The following is a 16,907-nucleotide window of genomic DNA, read 5'->3' as shown; positions in this document are numbered from 1 at the left end:
TTACGAGCCTCCAATTAACTTCATTAAGTCCCTCATGGTCACGAACATCATTTCAAATAACTCCTGTATGACCTTAAAACTAACACCCATCACAATAAAAAGAACAATAAATGACACCGCTATTTTTATGGGGAAACCCACTACAAATACATTAAGCTGAGGCACGGTCCTTGCAACGATCCCCAAGGCGACATCCACCAGGAAGAGAGTGGCTACAACCGGAATGGACATTTGAAAAGCGATAATGAACATGGAATTAAATGCCTTGACTATATAGTCAATCAACACTTCATCACCGAAAGGTATCCACGGGCTGTCGATCGGTATGAGCTGATAGCTGTAAAAAATGCCGTCAAGAATTAAATGGTGGCCATTCAATGCTAATAGTAATAAGAGTGCAAAAGTATACAAATACTGACCCATCAATGGGCTCTGAGCCCCGGTCTGGGGATCAATGACATTCGCGATCGCAAAGCCCATCTGAAAGTCGATAAACCCTCCTGCTATTTGAATCGCAGAAATGATCATATAAGCAACAAAACCAATTAAAAGCCCGACCATCGCTTCCTTCATCACAAGCAGAAAGTATTGCCCGTTGATTTCAAATGCCTTTGATTCAACCGTATAATACATCACCCATGAAAGCACCAGTGAGAAGGCAATACGGTGCTGAGCGGGTATATTCCGGTATGAAAATAATGGCATAGTGACAAAAAATGCAGAAACCCTAACAAAAACCAGTAAGAATACCGATAATACAGGTACAAGCTCTGCCATTCTATTAACCTACAAACCTTGTTAAGTCCGAAAAGATCTGAGAGGAATAGGTGACGATTTTCGTCAGCATCCATGGACCGAAAAACACAATTCCGATTAATACAGCGACAATCTTTGGAATAAACGCAAGCGTTTGTTCCTGGATCTGTGTGGTTGCCTGAAAAATACTTACGATCAACCCCACAACAAGTGCAAGTACCAATAATGGGCCTGAAACGATCAAGGTTACATAAATCCCTCGTTCGGCCAATGCTATAACTGACTCGGCATTCATAAACTCACCTACTTAAAAACTTTCTAATAGAGATTTAACGACTAAGTACCAGCCATCCACCAATACAAAGAGCAAAATTTTGAATGGTAATGATATCATAACCGGCGGAAGCATCATCATCCCCATAGACATTAGAACACTTGCCACGACCATATCAATGACCAGAAACGGGATGAAAATCATGAATCCGATTTGAAAAGCAGTTTTGATCTCACTCAAAGCAAAAGCCGGTACAAGTGATGTCATCGGGATATCAGCAATCGATTCCGGTCTTTCGGCACCTGAGTAATTTAAGAAAAGCTCCAGATCTTTCTGCCTTGTATGTTTGCTCATAAATTCTTTAAAAGGGACAGCGGCATTCTCATACGCTTCTTCAAGGTTGATTTCTTCATTGAAGAGCGGTGTCAACGCCTGATCGTTAACCTGCTGGAATGTCGGTGCCATAATAAAAAAGGTCAGGAACAAGGAAAGGCCAATCAAAACCTGGTTAGGCGGCATTTGCTGTGTTGCCAGTGAAGTCCTTACAAAGGAAAGGACAATCATGATCCGTGTAAAAGAGGTCATAAGGATGAGTATACTCGGAGCCAGGGAAAGAACCGTAAATAATAGTAACAGCTTTACACTGGTGGAGACAGAATCCGCTGAGCTGCCATTAAAAAATTCCATAAATTCATTCATCTGAATGGCTCTCCTTATTCTTTAAATCATTAAGCATCCTTTTTCTTCCCTTGCTCATTTCCTCCAGCTGTGTTTTGAGATGGGATTGGAAAGAGCTCGGTGCAGTATCGGATGAACTGCCCTTTACTTTCATCAGCAGATTTGAAACCACTGTTTTTGGATCTTTCAACTGTTCATTCCCACTATTATAAAAAGCCAGAATCTCTTCTTTCTCTTTTTGGTCCTGAACCTCTTTCAACAGCTGAATGTCTTCACCCACTCCTAATACCAGCACCTGATTGCCCACTTTCACAATCTGCACAGAGCGGTTGCCTCCCAAAGGCGCCCCCCCTAAATGATGAATCATTTTCGTTTGCTGAAATGATCTCCCTTTTTGATTGATAAATTTCAGTAAAAAGTAAATAAGGGCTACGACAAAAATCAAGGCTAAGATCATTTTCACATAATCAAAAAAAGTGACAGTCGGGGTTTGAACCTCTTCAGGACCTTCTTTGGAAGCCGGAGCATTTTGGTTTTCCTCAATCTCCCCTTCAGGCTTCTCGTACCAATCATCAACAGACTTCATGCCGGCAAGTGCCGTTGTCCCTCCAGCACTTGCCATTAATAAGATAAATACTAAACTCACAACTAGTTGAAGCTTCTTCAATCAATACACCTTCTTAAAAAACTGTTAACTTAAAGCCTTTTGGATCGCCTCAATTACCCGGTCCGCCTGGAATGGCTTGACGATGAAGTCCTTAGCCCCTGCTTGAATCGCATCGATTACCATTGCCTGCTGGCCCATTGCCGAACACATGATGATTTTTGCACCGGGATCCATTGCTTTAATATCCTTCAGAGCTGCGATACCGTCTTTTTCAGGCATCGTGATATCCATTGTCACCAAGTCAGGCTGTACCTCTTTGTACTTTTCTACAGCCTGTGCTCCATCAGCAGCCTCACCTACAACTTCAAATCCGTTCTTTGTCAAGATATCTTTAATCATCATTCGCATAAATGCAGCGTCATCTACTATCAAAATTTTATTCGCCATCGCCCTCATCCTCCATCTTTCAAATTATTTATCCAGGCTCTTTTTTCATTGATTATCTAAGTTTGTTCAACCGATCACTCGGACTGACGATATCGGTGATACGAACACCGAAATTTTCATCAATTACCACAACTTCCCCTTTTGCTATCAAGCGGCTGTTCACTAAAATATCAACAGGTTCCCCGGCTAACTTATCGAGCTCAATGATAGAGCCGGAAGACATTTCTAAAATATCCTTCACTGAACGATTCGTTCTACCAAGCTCAACCGTTACCTGTAAAGGTATATCGAGAAGCATATCCAGATTTTTTGTTTCCTGCTGCCCCAACCCTGCTGGTTCAAAATTTGAAAATGTCGCAGGCTGCACATGAACAGACTGCTGGCCGGAATACCCTTGCCCTCCGAAGTGCTGCGGCGCAGTTTGCTGCTGGCCGGACTGCGGTGATGCAGCACCAACACCAGCGAATTCCTTGGACATATCATTACGACCATGGTTCCCTTGAGGCTCAGCAGATGATTCATGATGGACCTCTGGCTCAGGAGAAAGATTAGTATCTTCTACTATTTCTTCACTTCCTCCATTCATCAACTCATCCACAAGACTTTTGGCAAAACTCAATGGAAGCAGCTGCATGATATTTGAATCGATGAGATTTCCGATTTTAAGTGAAAAGGACACTTTAACCAGCAAATCCTGATCCGGGATGTTCTCCTGACCTTCTCCGTGAGGGATATACATCAGATCCACAGATGGAGGTGATATATCAACCTTTTTACTGAATACCGTCGACATCGAGGTAGCCGCCGATCCCATCATTTGATTCATTGCTTCCTGAACTGCACTGAGCTGGATTTCCCCGAGCTCCCCGGAAGGATTCATCCCGTCTCCACCCAGCATCAAATCAGCTATGATCGAAGCATCCGATTGTTTGATCACTAACAGGTTTGCACCCGAAAAGCCTTCCGTATATTGAACCTCTATTGCAACGTATGGATGAGGGAATTCCTCCTCTAAGGAATTCTTATTCACAATGGACACTTTAGGGGTTGTAATTTCAACTTTTTGATTAAGTAAAGTTGATAAAGCTGTTGCAGAACTCCCAAAGGAGATATTTCCGACCTCGCCTAAAGCATCTTGTTCTATGGAACTGATATAATCTTCTATGTTCATCTCGCCTGCATCCTGATCCTCAGGTTCTGCAGAGCCTCTGAGAAGCGCATCGATTTCATCCTGTGATAACATATCATCACTCATCATCGTCGTCTCCCCCTTTCAATGATTCTAAAATTTGAATGGCCAGTCTGTTATTGGATTTGCCAGGCTGGGCAGTGAATTTTGGAATCTCGCCGACTTTAATGGTTAGCGGGTCATCGATTCTGGCATTCAATTGTATGACATCTCCTCTATCGAGCATCAGGAAATCTTCGATTGAAATTTCGGAGGTTCCAAGCTCTGCGACCACTGGTACGTAAGCTTTCTTTATTCTTTTCTCCAAGTTTGCCGCTTCTTCAGGCTTGATATCTTTTTTCTTCGTTTCCATCCAGTAGCTTCCAGATAACTTAGGAAGTATCGGCTCCAACACAACATGCGGAATACAGATATTGATCATTCCACTTGTTTCCCCTATCGTCGTATTTAATGAAATGACTACGACTGTTTCATTGGGGGAAACCATCTGAAGGAATTGTGGATTGACTTCAAACTCTGCAAATACCGGATCAACATCTACTACAGTGCTCCATGCTTCGCTTAAGTTTTCAAAAGCCCGCTCAAACAATTGGGACATGATAGTGGTTTCAATCTCTGTCAGATTATCCACCTTATTTACACTGACACCTTTACCTCCCATGACTCGGTCCATCATCGAATATGCGATGTTAGGGTTGATTTCCATAAGGATCCTTCCATCCAATGGAGGAAGTTCGTATACATTAAGAATCGTCATCTTTGGTACGGAACGGATAAACTCTTCATATGGTATCTGGTCAGCAGACGCAACATTTATTTGAACATATGTACGAAGCTGAGCTGAAAAATACGTCGTCAGGATCCTTGCAAAATTCTCATGTATGCGGGTCAAGCTTCGAATTTGATCTTTAGAAAATCGTAAGGCCCGCTTAAAATCATATACTTTTACTTTTCTCTCTTCTTCTTCTTTTTTAAAATCATCCGCACTCATCTCACCTGTGTTCAATGCCGATAACAAGGCATCGATTTCACTTTGCGATAAAACATCTGCCATTTCTTCACCCCCAGCCCTTGCATTTTGCGATCATCATTGAATCATCATAGAGGTGATGTACACTTTTTTTATCATGCCTTCTTGCATCAGGGCATCCACCTTTTCCTTGACCTTGCCTTCGATCAATTCTTTGCCCTTTTTCCCCTGCAGGTCTTCTGCTTTCATTTCGGAAAGTTCTTCTATGATGATGTTGTTCACTTGGAAATCCCTTTTCTCTAACTCCTCTTTAGCTTTCTTGCTGTCTGTTTGGATTTTGAAAGATATACGTATATAATCATTGCTTGATAGATTGGTTGTGATTTCCGGTATATCGACAGAGGCTTCAATGACCTCCTCTATGGAAGGCTCCTTAGCTTCTTCCTCATCTGAGAATTTTATAATGACCACTAAGGCTATCACTCCTGCAAGAGTGATTGTTACCAGCAAAATCATCATGATAGTCAAGAATTTGTTTTTCAATCTGTACCGCCCCCTTTGAATGCAGGATCAAGAAGGTTAACTTTACGATAAAAATCAAGAGACTGCACAATCACTTCATCAACCGATTCTTTCACTACGTATCTTCGCCCGTTGGTTAATTGGATCGTCGTATCCGGAAATGCCTCAACGGTTTCTATGTAAAAAGCATTTAAGCTAAAGGATTTACCGTTCAATCTAGTTAACGTAATCATATTATGTAGAACTGACCCACACCCCATATCGGAAACAGCTTCATGTATGAGTCAGCCCCCTACCTCCCTTAATAACGTGTTATCGCTTCAAATTAACCAGTTCCTGTAAGATTTCATCCGAGGTAGTGATGATTCTGGTGTTTGCCTGGAATCCGCGCTGTGCTGTGATCATTTCGGTAAATTCTTCAGACAGGTCGACATTGGACATTTCGAGCGACCCTGATTGAAGGGAGCCTCTTCCTTCTCCGGCTAATCCCATATTAGGAAGCCCGGAGTTATTGGAAGCCTGGAATAAATTATTACCTGCCTTCGTCAGTCCTCCGGGATTAGAGAATGTAGCCAACGCAAGCTGGCTTAAAACTCTCACTTCACCATTTGAAAACACCCCGTTCACTTCCCCAGAAGAACCGATATTGAAGCTCTCTAAATACCCTTCAGAGTTCCCGTTAACAGTATCTGTATTAGCGGATGAAGAGCTGTCGAATTGGGTGATGTTAGTGAAGTCCATTTCAATCTCCAAGTCGTTAGCCCCATTCGTGTTAGTCAGATTCAATACATGTGGCATAGCAGTGGTCAATTTACCATCTGCATCAAAATTAAACGCTAAGCTTCCGCCCCCGGCTACAGTCACCCCCCCGGTCAAACTGGATATAGCGGCCGTCCAGGAGTTATTGCCTGTACCTTTCGTGAGGGTGATATTTAAGCTAATATCATTTCCTTGAGAGTCCTTGACTTTTGTTTCAATGTTTACTTCGGTACCTGCTTCCGCAGTAGCTTTTAAATTCCCGTTGTATGCTGCCTTGGTTGTCGCTTGCGGTGCCATTGTGGTATCGGTATCTATTTTGATATCCGTTACTCCTGATCGATTGACAATACCATCTGCATCAACCGGATAACCCTGCACAAGTGCTCCCCCGCCAGTGACAAGACTTCCGTTTGAATCCAGATAAAAGTTTCCTGCTCTTGTATAGAGTTCATTATTACCTTGTCTGACCATGAAGAACCCGTCGCCTGAGACCGCGACATCCAGTGATCTTCCTGTAGTTTGAAGACTTCCTTGGGTCTGGATACTGTCAATCGAGGCTAAGGTGGAACCTAATCCTACTTGCATCGCATTTTGACCGCCGCGGTTTTCAGTTGCGCGGCTTGCTCCTGAAACTGTCTGGTTCATAAGGTCCTGAAACGTTACACGGCCTTTCTTATACCCATAAGTATTGACATTCGCAATATTATTCCCAATGACGTCTAGTTTTGTTTGAAAGTTCTTCATTCCGCTGATACCTGAATACATTGAACGTAGCATGAATTTTTCCCCTTTCGTGATTAGCTGTTTCTGTCATTCCACAGCTTTTAGGCTTCCTTTATAGGTCCAGCCTATGAATCTATTAATATCGTGCCGTTAATATTTGTGAAAATCTGCGAGTTAGCTTCCTGCCTGTCCAGCGCCGTTATGACTGTCTGATTTCGTGCACTGACGATTAATGCAGCGTCTTTCAGAAGAACGAGTGACTCATGAACTCCTTTGGATTTTGCTTCTTTTACTTTTTCCCCTATTTCTTCCCAAGTCTGGGGGGAAATCGATATTCCTCTCTGTTCCATCCGTACCTTTGCGTGTTTACTGATCTGCATTTCAGTCGAGCGGTTTACGGCCTTATTTAATTCGGCTGCAAATGAGGGGCCCTTCTCAGTAATGGAACCAACTGCCTTCGACTTGAACGCTGGTGTAAGAGGCTGCGATGGAACGCGGTGCAAGAAGGCTTTATCCATACCACCACTCCTTGTTAAGATTCGATTTTTAATAGACTATCGCTCAGGACTTTATCACCTGCATCGGTATGGATCCAGATTCGTGAATCCTTTGTTGACACAGACTGCACAATCCCGCTGATTTCCCCTTCTTCCCCTTCCCAAGTCACTTTTTTCCCTATTAACATCGATGCATTGACCAGGGATACTTCAGAAGCTTTTCCATCATTCACTTGTGAGATATTGCCCGGTGTGAGGATGGTGCCATCTTCCATGACAAATTCAACGTTATCCGCTTTAAAACGGACTCCTTTGACAATCCCTTGTCCTTCTTCAATTTCCGGTGCTTCATCGGAATCCGACTCAGTGACCTTATGCCATGTCACCTGTTTGCCGACGAATTGATTGTAAGCAATCAATTGGGATTGATTTTGATTCTCTACAAACTTTTCCATTGTCTTAGTGAGATTCGTCATCTGCTCCAATGATGAAAATGTAGCCATTTGAGCAATAAAATCTTTATCCTGCATGGGATTCATCGGGTCCTGATTTTGAAGCTGGGTCATCAGGATTTTCAGGAAATCGTCTTTTCCTAAAATATCATTCCCGCCTTCACGCTTCTTTGTCTGCAAGGTTGAATAAAGTAATTTTGGATCTATTTTTGTCATATCATCACCTATACTTCGCTGTTTACGAGATATTCTTTAAAAGATGCCGAATCATGTTCCTCATCATTTTTAGAGGTATCCTGATGGCTTTGTTTTGACTGCCCATTGGGCTGCTGCTGAGATTGACCTTTGGATTGTCTTTCAGGATCTGTGAGTGCCTGTGAGATTTCAATCTTCTCAACCTGTAAATTTTGAGAAGTAAATGCCTGCTTTAATCCTTGAAGCTGCGAATCGAGCAACTCTTTCGCAGTTGCTGTCGTAGCCAGGATCTTTGCTGTCATGATCCCATTTTGCTGAAGCAGCTCGATACGCAATGAACCCAATTGTTCCGGATACAATTTAATCAACAGCTTACTCATATTCGGCTGGGTCTGCATTTGCGACCTGCTTAATATGGTCTGTAACTCCTTTACAAATTGTTCATACCGCATCTGGCCATTTGCCTGTGACAAAGTCATAGTAAATTGTTCCGTTCTGGGAAGTGAAATATGAATGTTGTTTCCTGATACTGCCTGCCCGTTCCTGTTTTGTTCCGTTACTACCCCTTCCCTCGATATCTCTGTTGGGAGGTGACGGTTATAGGCAGCCTGCATGACTTCATTCCATGTTTTGGTCCGGCTCGTAAAACCAGACATGGCAACATCCATTTTTTGCTGAAGATGTTTCAGCAGATCCTTCACTTCCATGGCTTTTTGAGCTTCGGGGATAGAAAGTTCTTTTTGATTTGCAAGTAATTCAATTACTTTAGACAGCTTTACGAGTTGGTCCAGGCCGTGAAGGCTCTTGGACTGTTTCGATTCATTACTAAAAGACAACTGAACAAGGTGTAAAACTGAAGCCAGAGTTTCCATGGAGATCTCCTCGTCAATCTCTTCCTCTGAAAGAGAAGAGATCAGATCCTGAAGGTCAGAATGCAGCTTGTTGATTTCAGATAGATCGATTTCTAAAATATCCGCAATCATTTCAAGATCCAATTCACCGATCTGTTCCAAGGCCATTAATTGTCCATCAGAAAGGTCCATTCCTTCCAAATCTTCTGCACCCAGCAATCGACTTATCGCAGATAGATCTGTGGCAACTTCATTATCTATCAAAGTACCCTGGGTGCTTGTGCCGTTTAAACTTCCAAGCAAATGACGGGAAAAACCTTTACTTGATTCATTCACAGGCCTGTATTTAACCGAATTCAGCCCCTGTATGACTGTCCCTTTATGCTGAGCGGTTTTTAGTCCCCCTATATCCACTATTTCACCTCCTCTAAAGCCTTTCATTATCTAGCTTTCATCCGTGGATAATAATCCCGTATATCTTGCAGCATCTTCAGGCGGCATTTTCTCCAAAATGTCAGCGAGATCATCGGGTTTGATACTGGATAGGATTTTTATAGCCTCTTGATCATCCATTTTCAATAGTACCGGTGCCGCGCTTTTTGCAGACATTGATTCAAATGTACTTACCACTTCTTTAAACGCCCGCTTATTTTCTTCACCAATCTGTCTCAGTTCTTCGAGCTCAAGCTTTTGCTGTTCAATGGTTGCATGGAGCTTCTCATTTTCCTTTTCTTGGCCGCCGAGCTCATTTTGAAGCTGGGAGATTTTCGCCTCTTTGTCTTCAATGGATGCTTGCAATGAGACGATCCGGCTCTTAAGCTGCTCTTGATCCTGCTCATTTTCAGATGGGAGTATTTTAGACACGAAAGGGACGGACTGTGCTTTTTCAAATACATTTATTCCTGCCACCGTCATGACAACCAAAGCGATGGTAATGGCAAATAAAAGAGGAATGAAGACAACAAAAACAATCCATTGAAAGCGACTATTTGACTTGGTTTCTTTCTCTTCTTCGATCACTTTTGGCATTCTATCACCTAATTCCCCGATTCATATATTGAACAACGGACACTTCATCCAACTGTTTATTTTCATTTTCTTTCAATCTTCGCAAGAAAAGACTCAAATCTTTTTCTTTAATCTTTTCGTACTTCTTTACTTCCACATTCATATCGACCAGTTTTTCTTCGTACCAATTCATACGATTGCGCGCTTGGATCACAAGTTCCTGGTAATAAGAAATGGTTTTACCCAAATTTGTTATAAATTGCTGATGATGACGGATATCTTGTACAGAAAGTCCCGTTTGAAGTTTATTGGCCTGGTGCAGTTCAAGCTCTTCTTTCTTTTTAAGAAATTCATAAAGCTTTTCTGCTACATGTTCAAACTTTGATACGGCACCTTTGTATTGCTCATTCACTTCATCTTTCTCTTTTTCCTTAAGGGTTAAGATCCGTTCAAACCGATATTGATAACTCATTGTCCCCCATCACCTTTTACTGCCAGCTGGATCAGCTGGCTTATACTGTCTGCCTGCGTAATTTGTTCATACATTCCCTGTTTGAGGAATGAAATAATTTTCGGATAGAAGTGAATCGCTTCATCTATTTCTCTGGAAGAGCCTTTCTTATATGCTCCTATTTGAATGAGATCTTCAGAGTTAAGATAGGTGCTGAGCAATTCCCGGATCTTCACCGATGCTTGCAGATGCTGGGCGGAAGCAAGATGATTCATGAGACGGCTCACGCTTTTTAATACATTGATTGCCGGGTATTGTCCCCTGTTGGCTATTTGGCGATCTAACACAATATGACCATCCAAAATTCCCCTGACTGTATCAGATATCGGTTCATTAAGATCATCACCATCCACCAGCACGGTATAAAATGCAGTGATGCTTCCTTTTAGGTTCGTCCCCGTCCTTTCAAGCAGCTTTGGAAGAATGGCGAACACTGAAGGAGTATATCCTTTTGTCGTCGGCGGTTCCCCGACTGCAAGGCCGATTTCCCGCTGCGCCATTGCTACGCGGGTTGCGGAATCCATCATCAACATCACATTCAAGCCTTTATCGCGAAAATATTCCGCAATGGCAGTTGCCGTAAAAGCACCCTTTATTCTCATGAGGGCGGGCTGATCCGAAGTAGCAGCAACGACAATTGTCCTCTTCAACCCTTCTTCGCCTAAGTCCCTCTCAACGAATTCCCTGACTTCCCTTCCGCGTTCCCCTATTAAAGCAATGACATTCAAATCAGCTTTTGTATTACGGGCTATCATACCAAGCAAAGTGCTTTTTCCGACTCCGCTTCCTGCGAAAATACCCACCCGCTGTCCTTTGCCAACAGTCAGCATACTGTCGATCGCCTTCACTCCCACCTCCATGGGTTCATCTATCGGAGGCCTTGATAGAGGGTTTGGAGGTTCTTGGTCGGTATGAGTGGCAGTCAATCCACCAGGCAGCACACTTCCATCCAATGGATTCCCCAAAGAGTCCACGACTTTTCCGATCAACGCCGGACCAATCTTAATTTCAAGTGGTTTTGATGTGGCTTCCACCAGACTACCCGGTGAAATATCCTGCATATTCGAGTAGGGCATCAGAATAACCAGTTGACCATTAAAACCCACGACTTCAGCCGGGATGATTTTCGGGACACCGCGGCTGAGAATATGAATATGGCAGACCTCGCCGACAGAGCTTTCGGGACCTTGAGACTCGATCATCAGGCCGACTGCCCGTTTGACTTTCCCATATTTTTTAAACGTAGGAATCTGGGTTATATGGGGTAGTAAGTCTTTTGCTTTCATGATCCATCCCCCTGCAGAATGTCAAGCAGTCTCAGTTTTAATTCTTTAAGCTGGGAATCGATACTGACGATGATTCTTCCTTGATTTGTTTCTATGTAACTTTGCTTGGGATCCAAATCATCGTTCGCATAGATAAAACATTGTACATTAGCTGGAAATATCACTTCGATTTCCTCTTTATTCTCCATTAGGAGGGGGTGCTTCGAAGGGTGACAATGAATTTGCACTTCGGGTAATTCCCTTACTTCCTTCAATCCACGTTTAATGATAGAGAGAAATGTCTCAGGATCATCATTCATCTTTTGTCCGATGATTTTTTCGGCACTTGCGATCGCAAGGGATACTATCACTTTTTCTGCATTTTCCAAATAGGAATAATACTGCTGTTTATTTGATTCGACAATATCTTCAGCTTCTTTGAGGCGTAGGGTGTAGTCCTGGTAACCCTTTTTCATCCCTTCTTCTTCACCTTGCTGAAACCCGGCATTATAGGCTTCTTGAATGTACTGCTCGCGTTCTTTCACCCAGTTATCTTTTTCCTGTTGAATCTGGTTAAGAATACGATTTCTCTCTTCAGAAGCCTCTTCCAGTATCCTTTCAGCTTTACCTTTTGCATCTGAAATTAATTTCTCTATTTCTATATTTTGAAGCGGTTGTTGCTTTGTAACATCTTCATGGGTAACCACTGACCTTGAAGAAAGGATTTCCTTAAGTTCGATGACCTTTTCTTTCTTCTCCCGGGTTTGAGCCATGGAAGATTTGATGATCCTAGACAATAATATCGTCTCCTCCACCACGGGCAATGATGATTTCCCCGGCTTCTTCTAATCTTCTGATGATTGCTACAATCCTTGACTGTGCTTCCTCTACATCACGAAGTCTGACAGGACCCATAAATTCCATCTCTTCTTTCAATGTTTCGACCATACGGTTAGACATATTTTTAAACACGATTTCCTTCACTTCATCGCTGGAGACTTTAAGTGACAGAAGGAGATCCTCATTGTCACAATCTCTGATGACCCTTTGAATGGAACGGCCGTCGAGAGTAACGATATCTTCAAATACAAACATTCTTTTCTTGATTTCTTCAGCCAATTCAGGATCCTGTATCTCAAGCGCATCAAGAATGGTCTTTTCTGTAGAGCGGTCCACTCCATTCAGGACTTCCACTACCGCCTCTACTCCTCCGGTTTGAGTATAATCCTGTGTAACAGTCGCTGATAGCTTTCTTTCGAGGATGGCTTCAACTTCACTGATCACTTCCGGTGACGTACCATCCATGATGGCAATTCTTCTTGCAATATCTGCCTGGACTTCTTGAGGAAGCTCAGAAAGAATCTGGCCCGACTGCTGTGGGTCCAAATAAGATAAAATGAGAGCAATCGTTTGCGGGTGCTCATTTTGAATGAAATTCAGTATTTGAGCTGCATCCGCTTTTCGAGCAAAGTCGAAAGGCTTTACTTGTAAGGAGGATGTCAACCGATTGATTATAGCTGCAGCCTGGTCTGATCCAAGGGCCTTCTCCAATACTGTTTTCGCATAGCCGATTCCGCCTTGGGATATATAGTCCTGAGCAATTGCGATATTGTGGAATTCTTCTAAAATATCTTCTTTAGCTTCAGTCTCTACCTTTCTTACTCCCGATATCTCTAAAGTGAGCTTCTCGATTTCTTCTTCCGACAAATGTTTATAGACTGATGCGGACACATCGGGACCAAGTGAGATCAAGAGGATGGCCGCTTTTTGTTTGCCTGATAATTCCTTCTCTCTTCTAACCAAGTGATCACCCTCCTAATCTTCCGCTAACCAAGTTCGAAGTAATTTTGCGAACTCTTCCGGTTTTTCTTTAGCCATTCTTTCAAGCTGCTTGCGTCTGATTGAACCCTCTGTCTCTTCTTTAGGTTCGATATCCGGTATTTCTTCAGGAATACGAGCCTCTTCATAGAACAATTCTTCTTCCTCTTTCTTTTTACGAGATCTCAGAAGGAAGAATACTAGTAATAGAATGATAACAAGCAAAATACCGCCAACCAGGTATATCCACCATGGAAGCTCATGCTTAGTGTCTCCTTCAAATTCCATCTTCCCGTTGAATTCCTGAACGGAAACGACGACTTTATCTTCTACTGCTTCATCTGTCAGCTCAGGTACAGCTTCTTTATCAATGGAAGTTCTAACGATGGTGGATAATATTTGCTGTATATCATCGATGCGATTTTGCGGAAGCGAGTTCTCATCTTCAGGATTCGGTGGTTCGACCATAACCTGGATTCCCAAATCCCGGATTTTATAAGGGCTCTCCACTATCTCGGATCTTATTCGATTCACTTCATTATTGATGGTCTCTTCAATTCTTTCATAATCGCCGCCCGATTCTGTTCCTTCTTGATACGAATCAAGAGTATCATCAGTATCTCCCCCTGATGGTACCCCGCCGGGACCGGCACCTTCACCGGAAAATGTTTCTGTAATCCGTTGTGCGCTGACGGCAATCCCTTCCATATTTTCTTCATCTACTGGGGTAACCATGTTTTTTTCATGGTTTGCCTGGGTAAAGTCAATATCAGTCGATACCGAGACGACTACTTTATTGAAACCTATCAATGTACCCAGCATATTTTGAACCTGACGTTGAATATCGCGCTCAATTTCTTTCTTTACATCCATTTGCTGCGCGATATTCCCGCTTCCCATTGAATTATTTTGAGATTCCAAGTCGAAATACTCAAAAAATTGATTCATGATGACGATATTCTCAGTAGGAAGGCTTGGTACACTTTTGGAAACTAAATGATAAAGCGATTTGATTTGCCGCTTATCCATATTAAAACCGGGATTTGTGTTCAGCACGATCGAAGCGGTTGCATTCTGAACATCATCATTCAGGAAGATCTGCTCTTCAGGCAGATTTATCATGACCTTCGCATCTTTGACACCATCAATACCTTTTATCAAATTTACAAGCTCTGTCTGCATAGCATCGAGCTTCATTACATTGAACTCATTATCCGTCATTCCAAAGCCTGCATTCTTACTGAAGAAAGAGTAATCGATGCTGCCGGAATTCGGGATTCCTTCAGCCGCCAACTCTACTTTTAACGTGTCAACTTGTTCAGTTGGAACCAAAATAGCCGTTCCACCTTCTGTTATTTGAGAAGGAATACCCCTCCCATCCAGGTTTTCCTTAATGGTGCCAGTTTCTGAAGGCGACAGATTTTTATAAAGGGGAGCCATCGGGGTTCTGGTTGATAGAAATACTGCGATACTTATAAGAATAATGGCAGACAGCAAGATTGCTCCCATGCTGATTTTTTGTTTCTTCGTTCTGCTTGACCAATAAGTCTTTATTTGTTCTGTATAATTCTTAAACGATTCATTCATTACAATCCTCCGGTACTCGACTGCATGTATCTATTACATTGGCATTCTCATTATTTCCTGATACGCTTCGACAACCTTATTGCGCACTTCCATGGTGGTTTGAAGGGTGATGCTGGCTTTCTGTGATGCAATCATCACTTGGTGAAGGTCAACGTTTTCACCCCGTACCAGCTTTCCAGTCATTCGGTCAGAATGTATCTGTGTTTGGTTTACCTCTTCGATTGTCTTCTTAAGCAATTGACCGAAATTCTCTGTAGCATTTGAAGGTGAAACTTGTTTTTTTGAAAAAGACGGACTTAAAACTCCGGGATTCACCGAACTTATACTGTGAATGGCCATAAGTATGTGCCTCCTTATTTACCTATTTCTAATGATTTCATTAAAATTGATTTGTTTGCGTTGAAAACAGTGACGTTTGCTTCATAGGAACGTGTCGCTGAAATAAGGTCTACCATTTCGCGCAGGGGATCGACGTTAGGGAGTTGTACATAACCATCACCATTTGCGTCGGGATGTTCGGGGTCGTAAACCATCTTAAAAGGAGTCTTTTCGTCTTCCTGGATTTTCGAAACTTTTACTCCCTGTCCTACTGAATGGGTTTCTCTGTCATTCATCGCTGCATTCAAGAATGAAGAAAAACCTGCTTCCTTTGGTGCCATTACGATGGATTTTCTTCTATATGGTTCCCATTCTCCATTTCCATTCACTTTCGCCCTTGTGGTATCGACATTGGCCATATTGGAAGAAATGACGTCCATTCGTAACCTTTGTGCTGTCAATGCTGAAGAAGTAGTATTCATACTAGTGAAGATTGACAATGCTATTTCCCTCCTCTTACAACTGACTGCAACGAGTTAAATTTTCCATTAATACGGTCTGTCAAAGCATTGAAATAGATTTGGTTGGATGCCATTTCAGACATTTGGCGGTCTAAATCAACACCGTTCCCGTTATGGTTATATTGATACGCGCTTTTCGTTTTTACTGCTGGATGCTGGTTAGAGGACTGAAAAGTAAAATGCCTGGCATTGGTTCTTTTCGCTTCTAATTGATTAATTGAATCCTGTAAGACTGCCTTAAATTCTACTTCTTTCGCTCTATAGTTTGGGGTATCTACATTGGCAATGTTTTGAGAGATCACTTTCTGATTTAATGAGGCATAATCCAAACCTCTTTCTAAATTCGCAAAAGTGCTGGAAAATAATTTCACATAAAACACCTCTATCCATTTATTTAGCAAGATACGGTTATTTTTACAAATATAACTTCTGTCCGTCCTTATTGTAATGTTTAGGTCGAATAGTGTCTATGAATATTCAGTATTTTTTAAAGAAAAACGTCGAAAAATGAAGAAATTATGACTTTAAACCTATATTACGCCCTGTATTTGGAAATTTATTTTATGTATTTTTACCATAGTGTTTCAGTTATATTTTTATATCATTACAAAGTTTTACAAACTTAATTTTATCAACGTAATCTTCTTTCCACTAGCTGTATTTTTTTCCAATTTAATTGACTGTTTGGAAATGTTTTCAATCGTTTATCTTTATTTACCTTTACTTTCTTACTTTACTAGCCAAATACACTTTCAGTTTGTAATATTGTCGAAAAAAGTCGTAACAGTAATGTAACAACTTAATTTTACTATCCTTATAATAGAAGACAAGACCCCTCACATATCTACCTGTAGTTCTTTTGGCTTATTTAGCAGCCAGTAAATGTCTAAATACAAGACCTAATCAGCAGTTCTTAGTTTTATAAACACAAAAAATCCGTTATTTCTAAAAAGAAATAA

At 41.9% G+C, this 16,907-nt stretch carries 22 protein-coding genes; all 22 read right to left on the bottom strand.

Translation table 11 applies throughout. From position 1 onward, the window contains the following. On the bottom strand, window positions 1–777 hold the full coding sequence (fliR, locus tag HWX64_RS08430) for a flagellar biosynthetic protein FliR (RefSeq protein ID WP_175989011.1): 777 nt from the start codon (window positions 775–777) through the stop codon (window positions 1–3). 4 nt (window positions 778–781) lie between these two features. After that, window positions 782–1,051, bottom strand: coding sequence for a flagellar biosynthesis protein FliQ (gene fliQ, locus HWX64_RS08425; protein ID WP_175989009.1), 270 nt, complete (start codon window positions 1,049–1,051; stop codon window positions 782–784). A gap of 12 nt (window positions 1,052–1,063) precedes the next feature. After that, window positions 1,064–1,729: a flagellar type III secretion system pore protein FliP gene (gene fliP / locus HWX64_RS08420; RefSeq protein WP_175989007.1), complete on the bottom strand. Its 666-nt coding sequence runs from the start codon at window positions 1,727–1,729 to the stop codon at window positions 1,064–1,066. Beyond that, window positions 1,722–2,375 (bottom strand): flagellar biosynthetic protein FliO, encoded by a 654-nt coding sequence (locus HWX64_RS08415; RefSeq protein ID WP_175989005.1) that lies wholly within the window; start codon window positions 2,373–2,375, stop codon window positions 1,722–1,724. Before HWX64_RS08415 ends, fliP begins: the two co-directional genes overlap by 8 nt. A gap of 24 nt (window positions 2,376–2,399) precedes the next feature. After that, window positions 2,400–2,762 carry a response regulator gene (locus HWX64_RS08410; protein WP_032088822.1) on the bottom strand — a complete coding sequence of 121 codons (363 nt, stop codon included), beginning with the start codon at window positions 2,760–2,762 and terminating at the stop codon, window positions 2,400–2,402. Window positions 2,763–2,814: 52 nt separating this feature from the next. After that, on the bottom strand, window positions 2,815–4,020 hold the full coding sequence (gene fliY, locus HWX64_RS08405; RefSeq protein ID WP_175989004.1) for a flagellar motor switch phosphatase FliY: 1,206 nt from the start codon (window positions 4,018–4,020) through the stop codon (window positions 2,815–2,817). Continuing rightward, the gene (fliM, locus tag HWX64_RS08400; RefSeq protein ID WP_175989003.1) at window positions 4,010–5,005 is read right to left on the bottom strand and encodes a flagellar motor switch protein FliM; all 996 of its coding nucleotides are present in this window, start codon (window positions 5,003–5,005) and stop codon (window positions 4,010–4,012) included. Before fliM ends, fliY begins: the two co-directional genes overlap by 11 nt. A gap of 33 nt (window positions 5,006–5,038) precedes the next feature. Next, the gene (gene fliL, locus HWX64_RS08395; protein WP_175989001.1) at window positions 5,039–5,464 is read right to left on the bottom strand and encodes a flagellar basal body-associated protein FliL; all 426 of its coding nucleotides are present in this window, start codon (window positions 5,462–5,464) and stop codon (window positions 5,039–5,041) included. Next, the gene (locus tag HWX64_RS08390; RefSeq protein ID WP_175988999.1) at window positions 5,461–5,676 is read right to left on the bottom strand and encodes a flagellar FlbD family protein; all 216 of its coding nucleotides are present in this window, start codon (window positions 5,674–5,676) and stop codon (window positions 5,461–5,463) included. Before HWX64_RS08390 ends, fliL begins: the two co-directional genes overlap by 4 nt. A gap of 79 nt (window positions 5,677–5,755) precedes the next feature. Then, entirely contained in the window at window positions 5,756–6,979 is a 1,224-nt protein-coding gene (locus HWX64_RS08385) for a flagellar hook protein FlgE (RefSeq protein ID WP_175988997.1), read from the bottom strand. A 71-nt stretch (window positions 6,980–7,050) separates the two neighbouring features. Continuing rightward, window positions 7,051–7,443, bottom strand: coding sequence for a TIGR02530 family flagellar biosynthesis protein (locus tag HWX64_RS08380; RefSeq protein ID WP_175988995.1), 393 nt, complete (start codon window positions 7,441–7,443; stop codon window positions 7,051–7,053). 14 nt (window positions 7,444–7,457) lie between these two features. Further along, window positions 7,458–8,090, bottom strand: a complete 633-nt coding sequence (gene flgD, locus HWX64_RS08375; protein ID WP_175988993.1) for a flagellar hook assembly protein FlgD — start codon at window positions 8,088–8,090, stop codon at window positions 7,458–7,460. Between the two features lie 8 nt (window positions 8,091–8,098). Then, complete coding sequence (locus HWX64_RS08370) at window positions 8,099–9,334, bottom strand: flagellar hook-length control protein FliK (RefSeq protein ID WP_175988991.1); 1,236 nt, start codon at window positions 9,332–9,334, stop codon at window positions 8,099–8,101. A 30-nt stretch (window positions 9,335–9,364) separates the two neighbouring features. Continuing rightward, window positions 9,365–9,949 (bottom strand): MotE family protein, encoded by a 585-nt coding sequence (locus HWX64_RS08365; protein WP_175988989.1) that lies wholly within the window; start codon window positions 9,947–9,949, stop codon window positions 9,365–9,367. A gap of 4 nt (window positions 9,950–9,953) precedes the next feature. Continuing rightward, entirely contained in the window at window positions 9,954–10,400 is a 447-nt protein-coding gene (fliJ, locus tag HWX64_RS08360; RefSeq protein WP_175988987.1) for a flagellar export protein FliJ, read from the bottom strand. Then, complete coding sequence (gene fliI / locus HWX64_RS08355; RefSeq protein WP_175988985.1) at window positions 10,397–11,725, bottom strand: flagellar protein export ATPase FliI; 1,329 nt, start codon at window positions 11,723–11,725, stop codon at window positions 10,397–10,399. The genes fliJ and fliI overlap by 4 nt, the downstream gene beginning before the upstream one ends. Then, a complete protein-coding gene (fliH, locus tag HWX64_RS08350; RefSeq protein ID WP_175988983.1) occupies window positions 11,722–12,501 on the bottom strand; it encodes a flagellar assembly protein FliH in 780 nt (259 codons plus the stop codon). The genes fliI and fliH overlap by 4 nt, the downstream gene beginning before the upstream one ends. Beyond that, window positions 12,494–13,507, bottom strand: a complete 1,014-nt coding sequence (gene fliG, locus HWX64_RS08345) for a flagellar motor switch protein FliG (RefSeq protein WP_175988982.1) — start codon at window positions 13,505–13,507, stop codon at window positions 12,494–12,496. Before fliG ends, fliH begins: the two co-directional genes overlap by 8 nt. Window positions 13,508–13,519: 12 nt before the next feature. Next, window positions 13,520–15,109, bottom strand: coding sequence for a flagellar basal-body MS-ring/collar protein FliF (gene fliF / locus HWX64_RS08340; protein WP_175988980.1), 1,590 nt, complete (start codon window positions 15,107–15,109; stop codon window positions 13,520–13,522). 33 nt (window positions 15,110–15,142) lie between these two features. After that, window positions 15,143–15,448 carry a flagellar hook-basal body complex protein FliE gene (gene fliE / locus HWX64_RS08335; protein ID WP_175988978.1) on the bottom strand — a complete coding sequence of 102 codons (306 nt, stop codon included), beginning with the start codon at window positions 15,446–15,448 and terminating at the stop codon, window positions 15,143–15,145. A 14-nt stretch (window positions 15,449–15,462) separates the two neighbouring features. Next, a complete protein-coding gene (flgC, locus tag HWX64_RS08330) occupies window positions 15,463–15,927 on the bottom strand; it encodes a flagellar basal body rod protein FlgC (RefSeq protein WP_175988977.1) in 465 nt (154 codons plus the stop codon). A gap of 2 nt (window positions 15,928–15,929) precedes the next feature. After that, on the bottom strand, window positions 15,930–16,319 hold the full coding sequence (gene flgB, locus HWX64_RS08325) for a flagellar basal body rod protein FlgB (RefSeq protein ID WP_175988975.1): 390 nt from the start codon (window positions 16,317–16,319) through the stop codon (window positions 15,930–15,932). Window positions 16,320–16,907 lie beyond the last annotated feature (588 nt).

It is taken from the genome of Bacillus sp. Marseille-Q1617 (genome assembly GCF_903645295.1).
GTDB lineage: Bacteria > Bacillota > Bacilli > Bacillales > Bacillaceae_B > Rossellomorea.
Note: the sequence above shows the minus strand (reverse complement) of the source record. Positions and strands in the feature narration are given on the sequence as shown.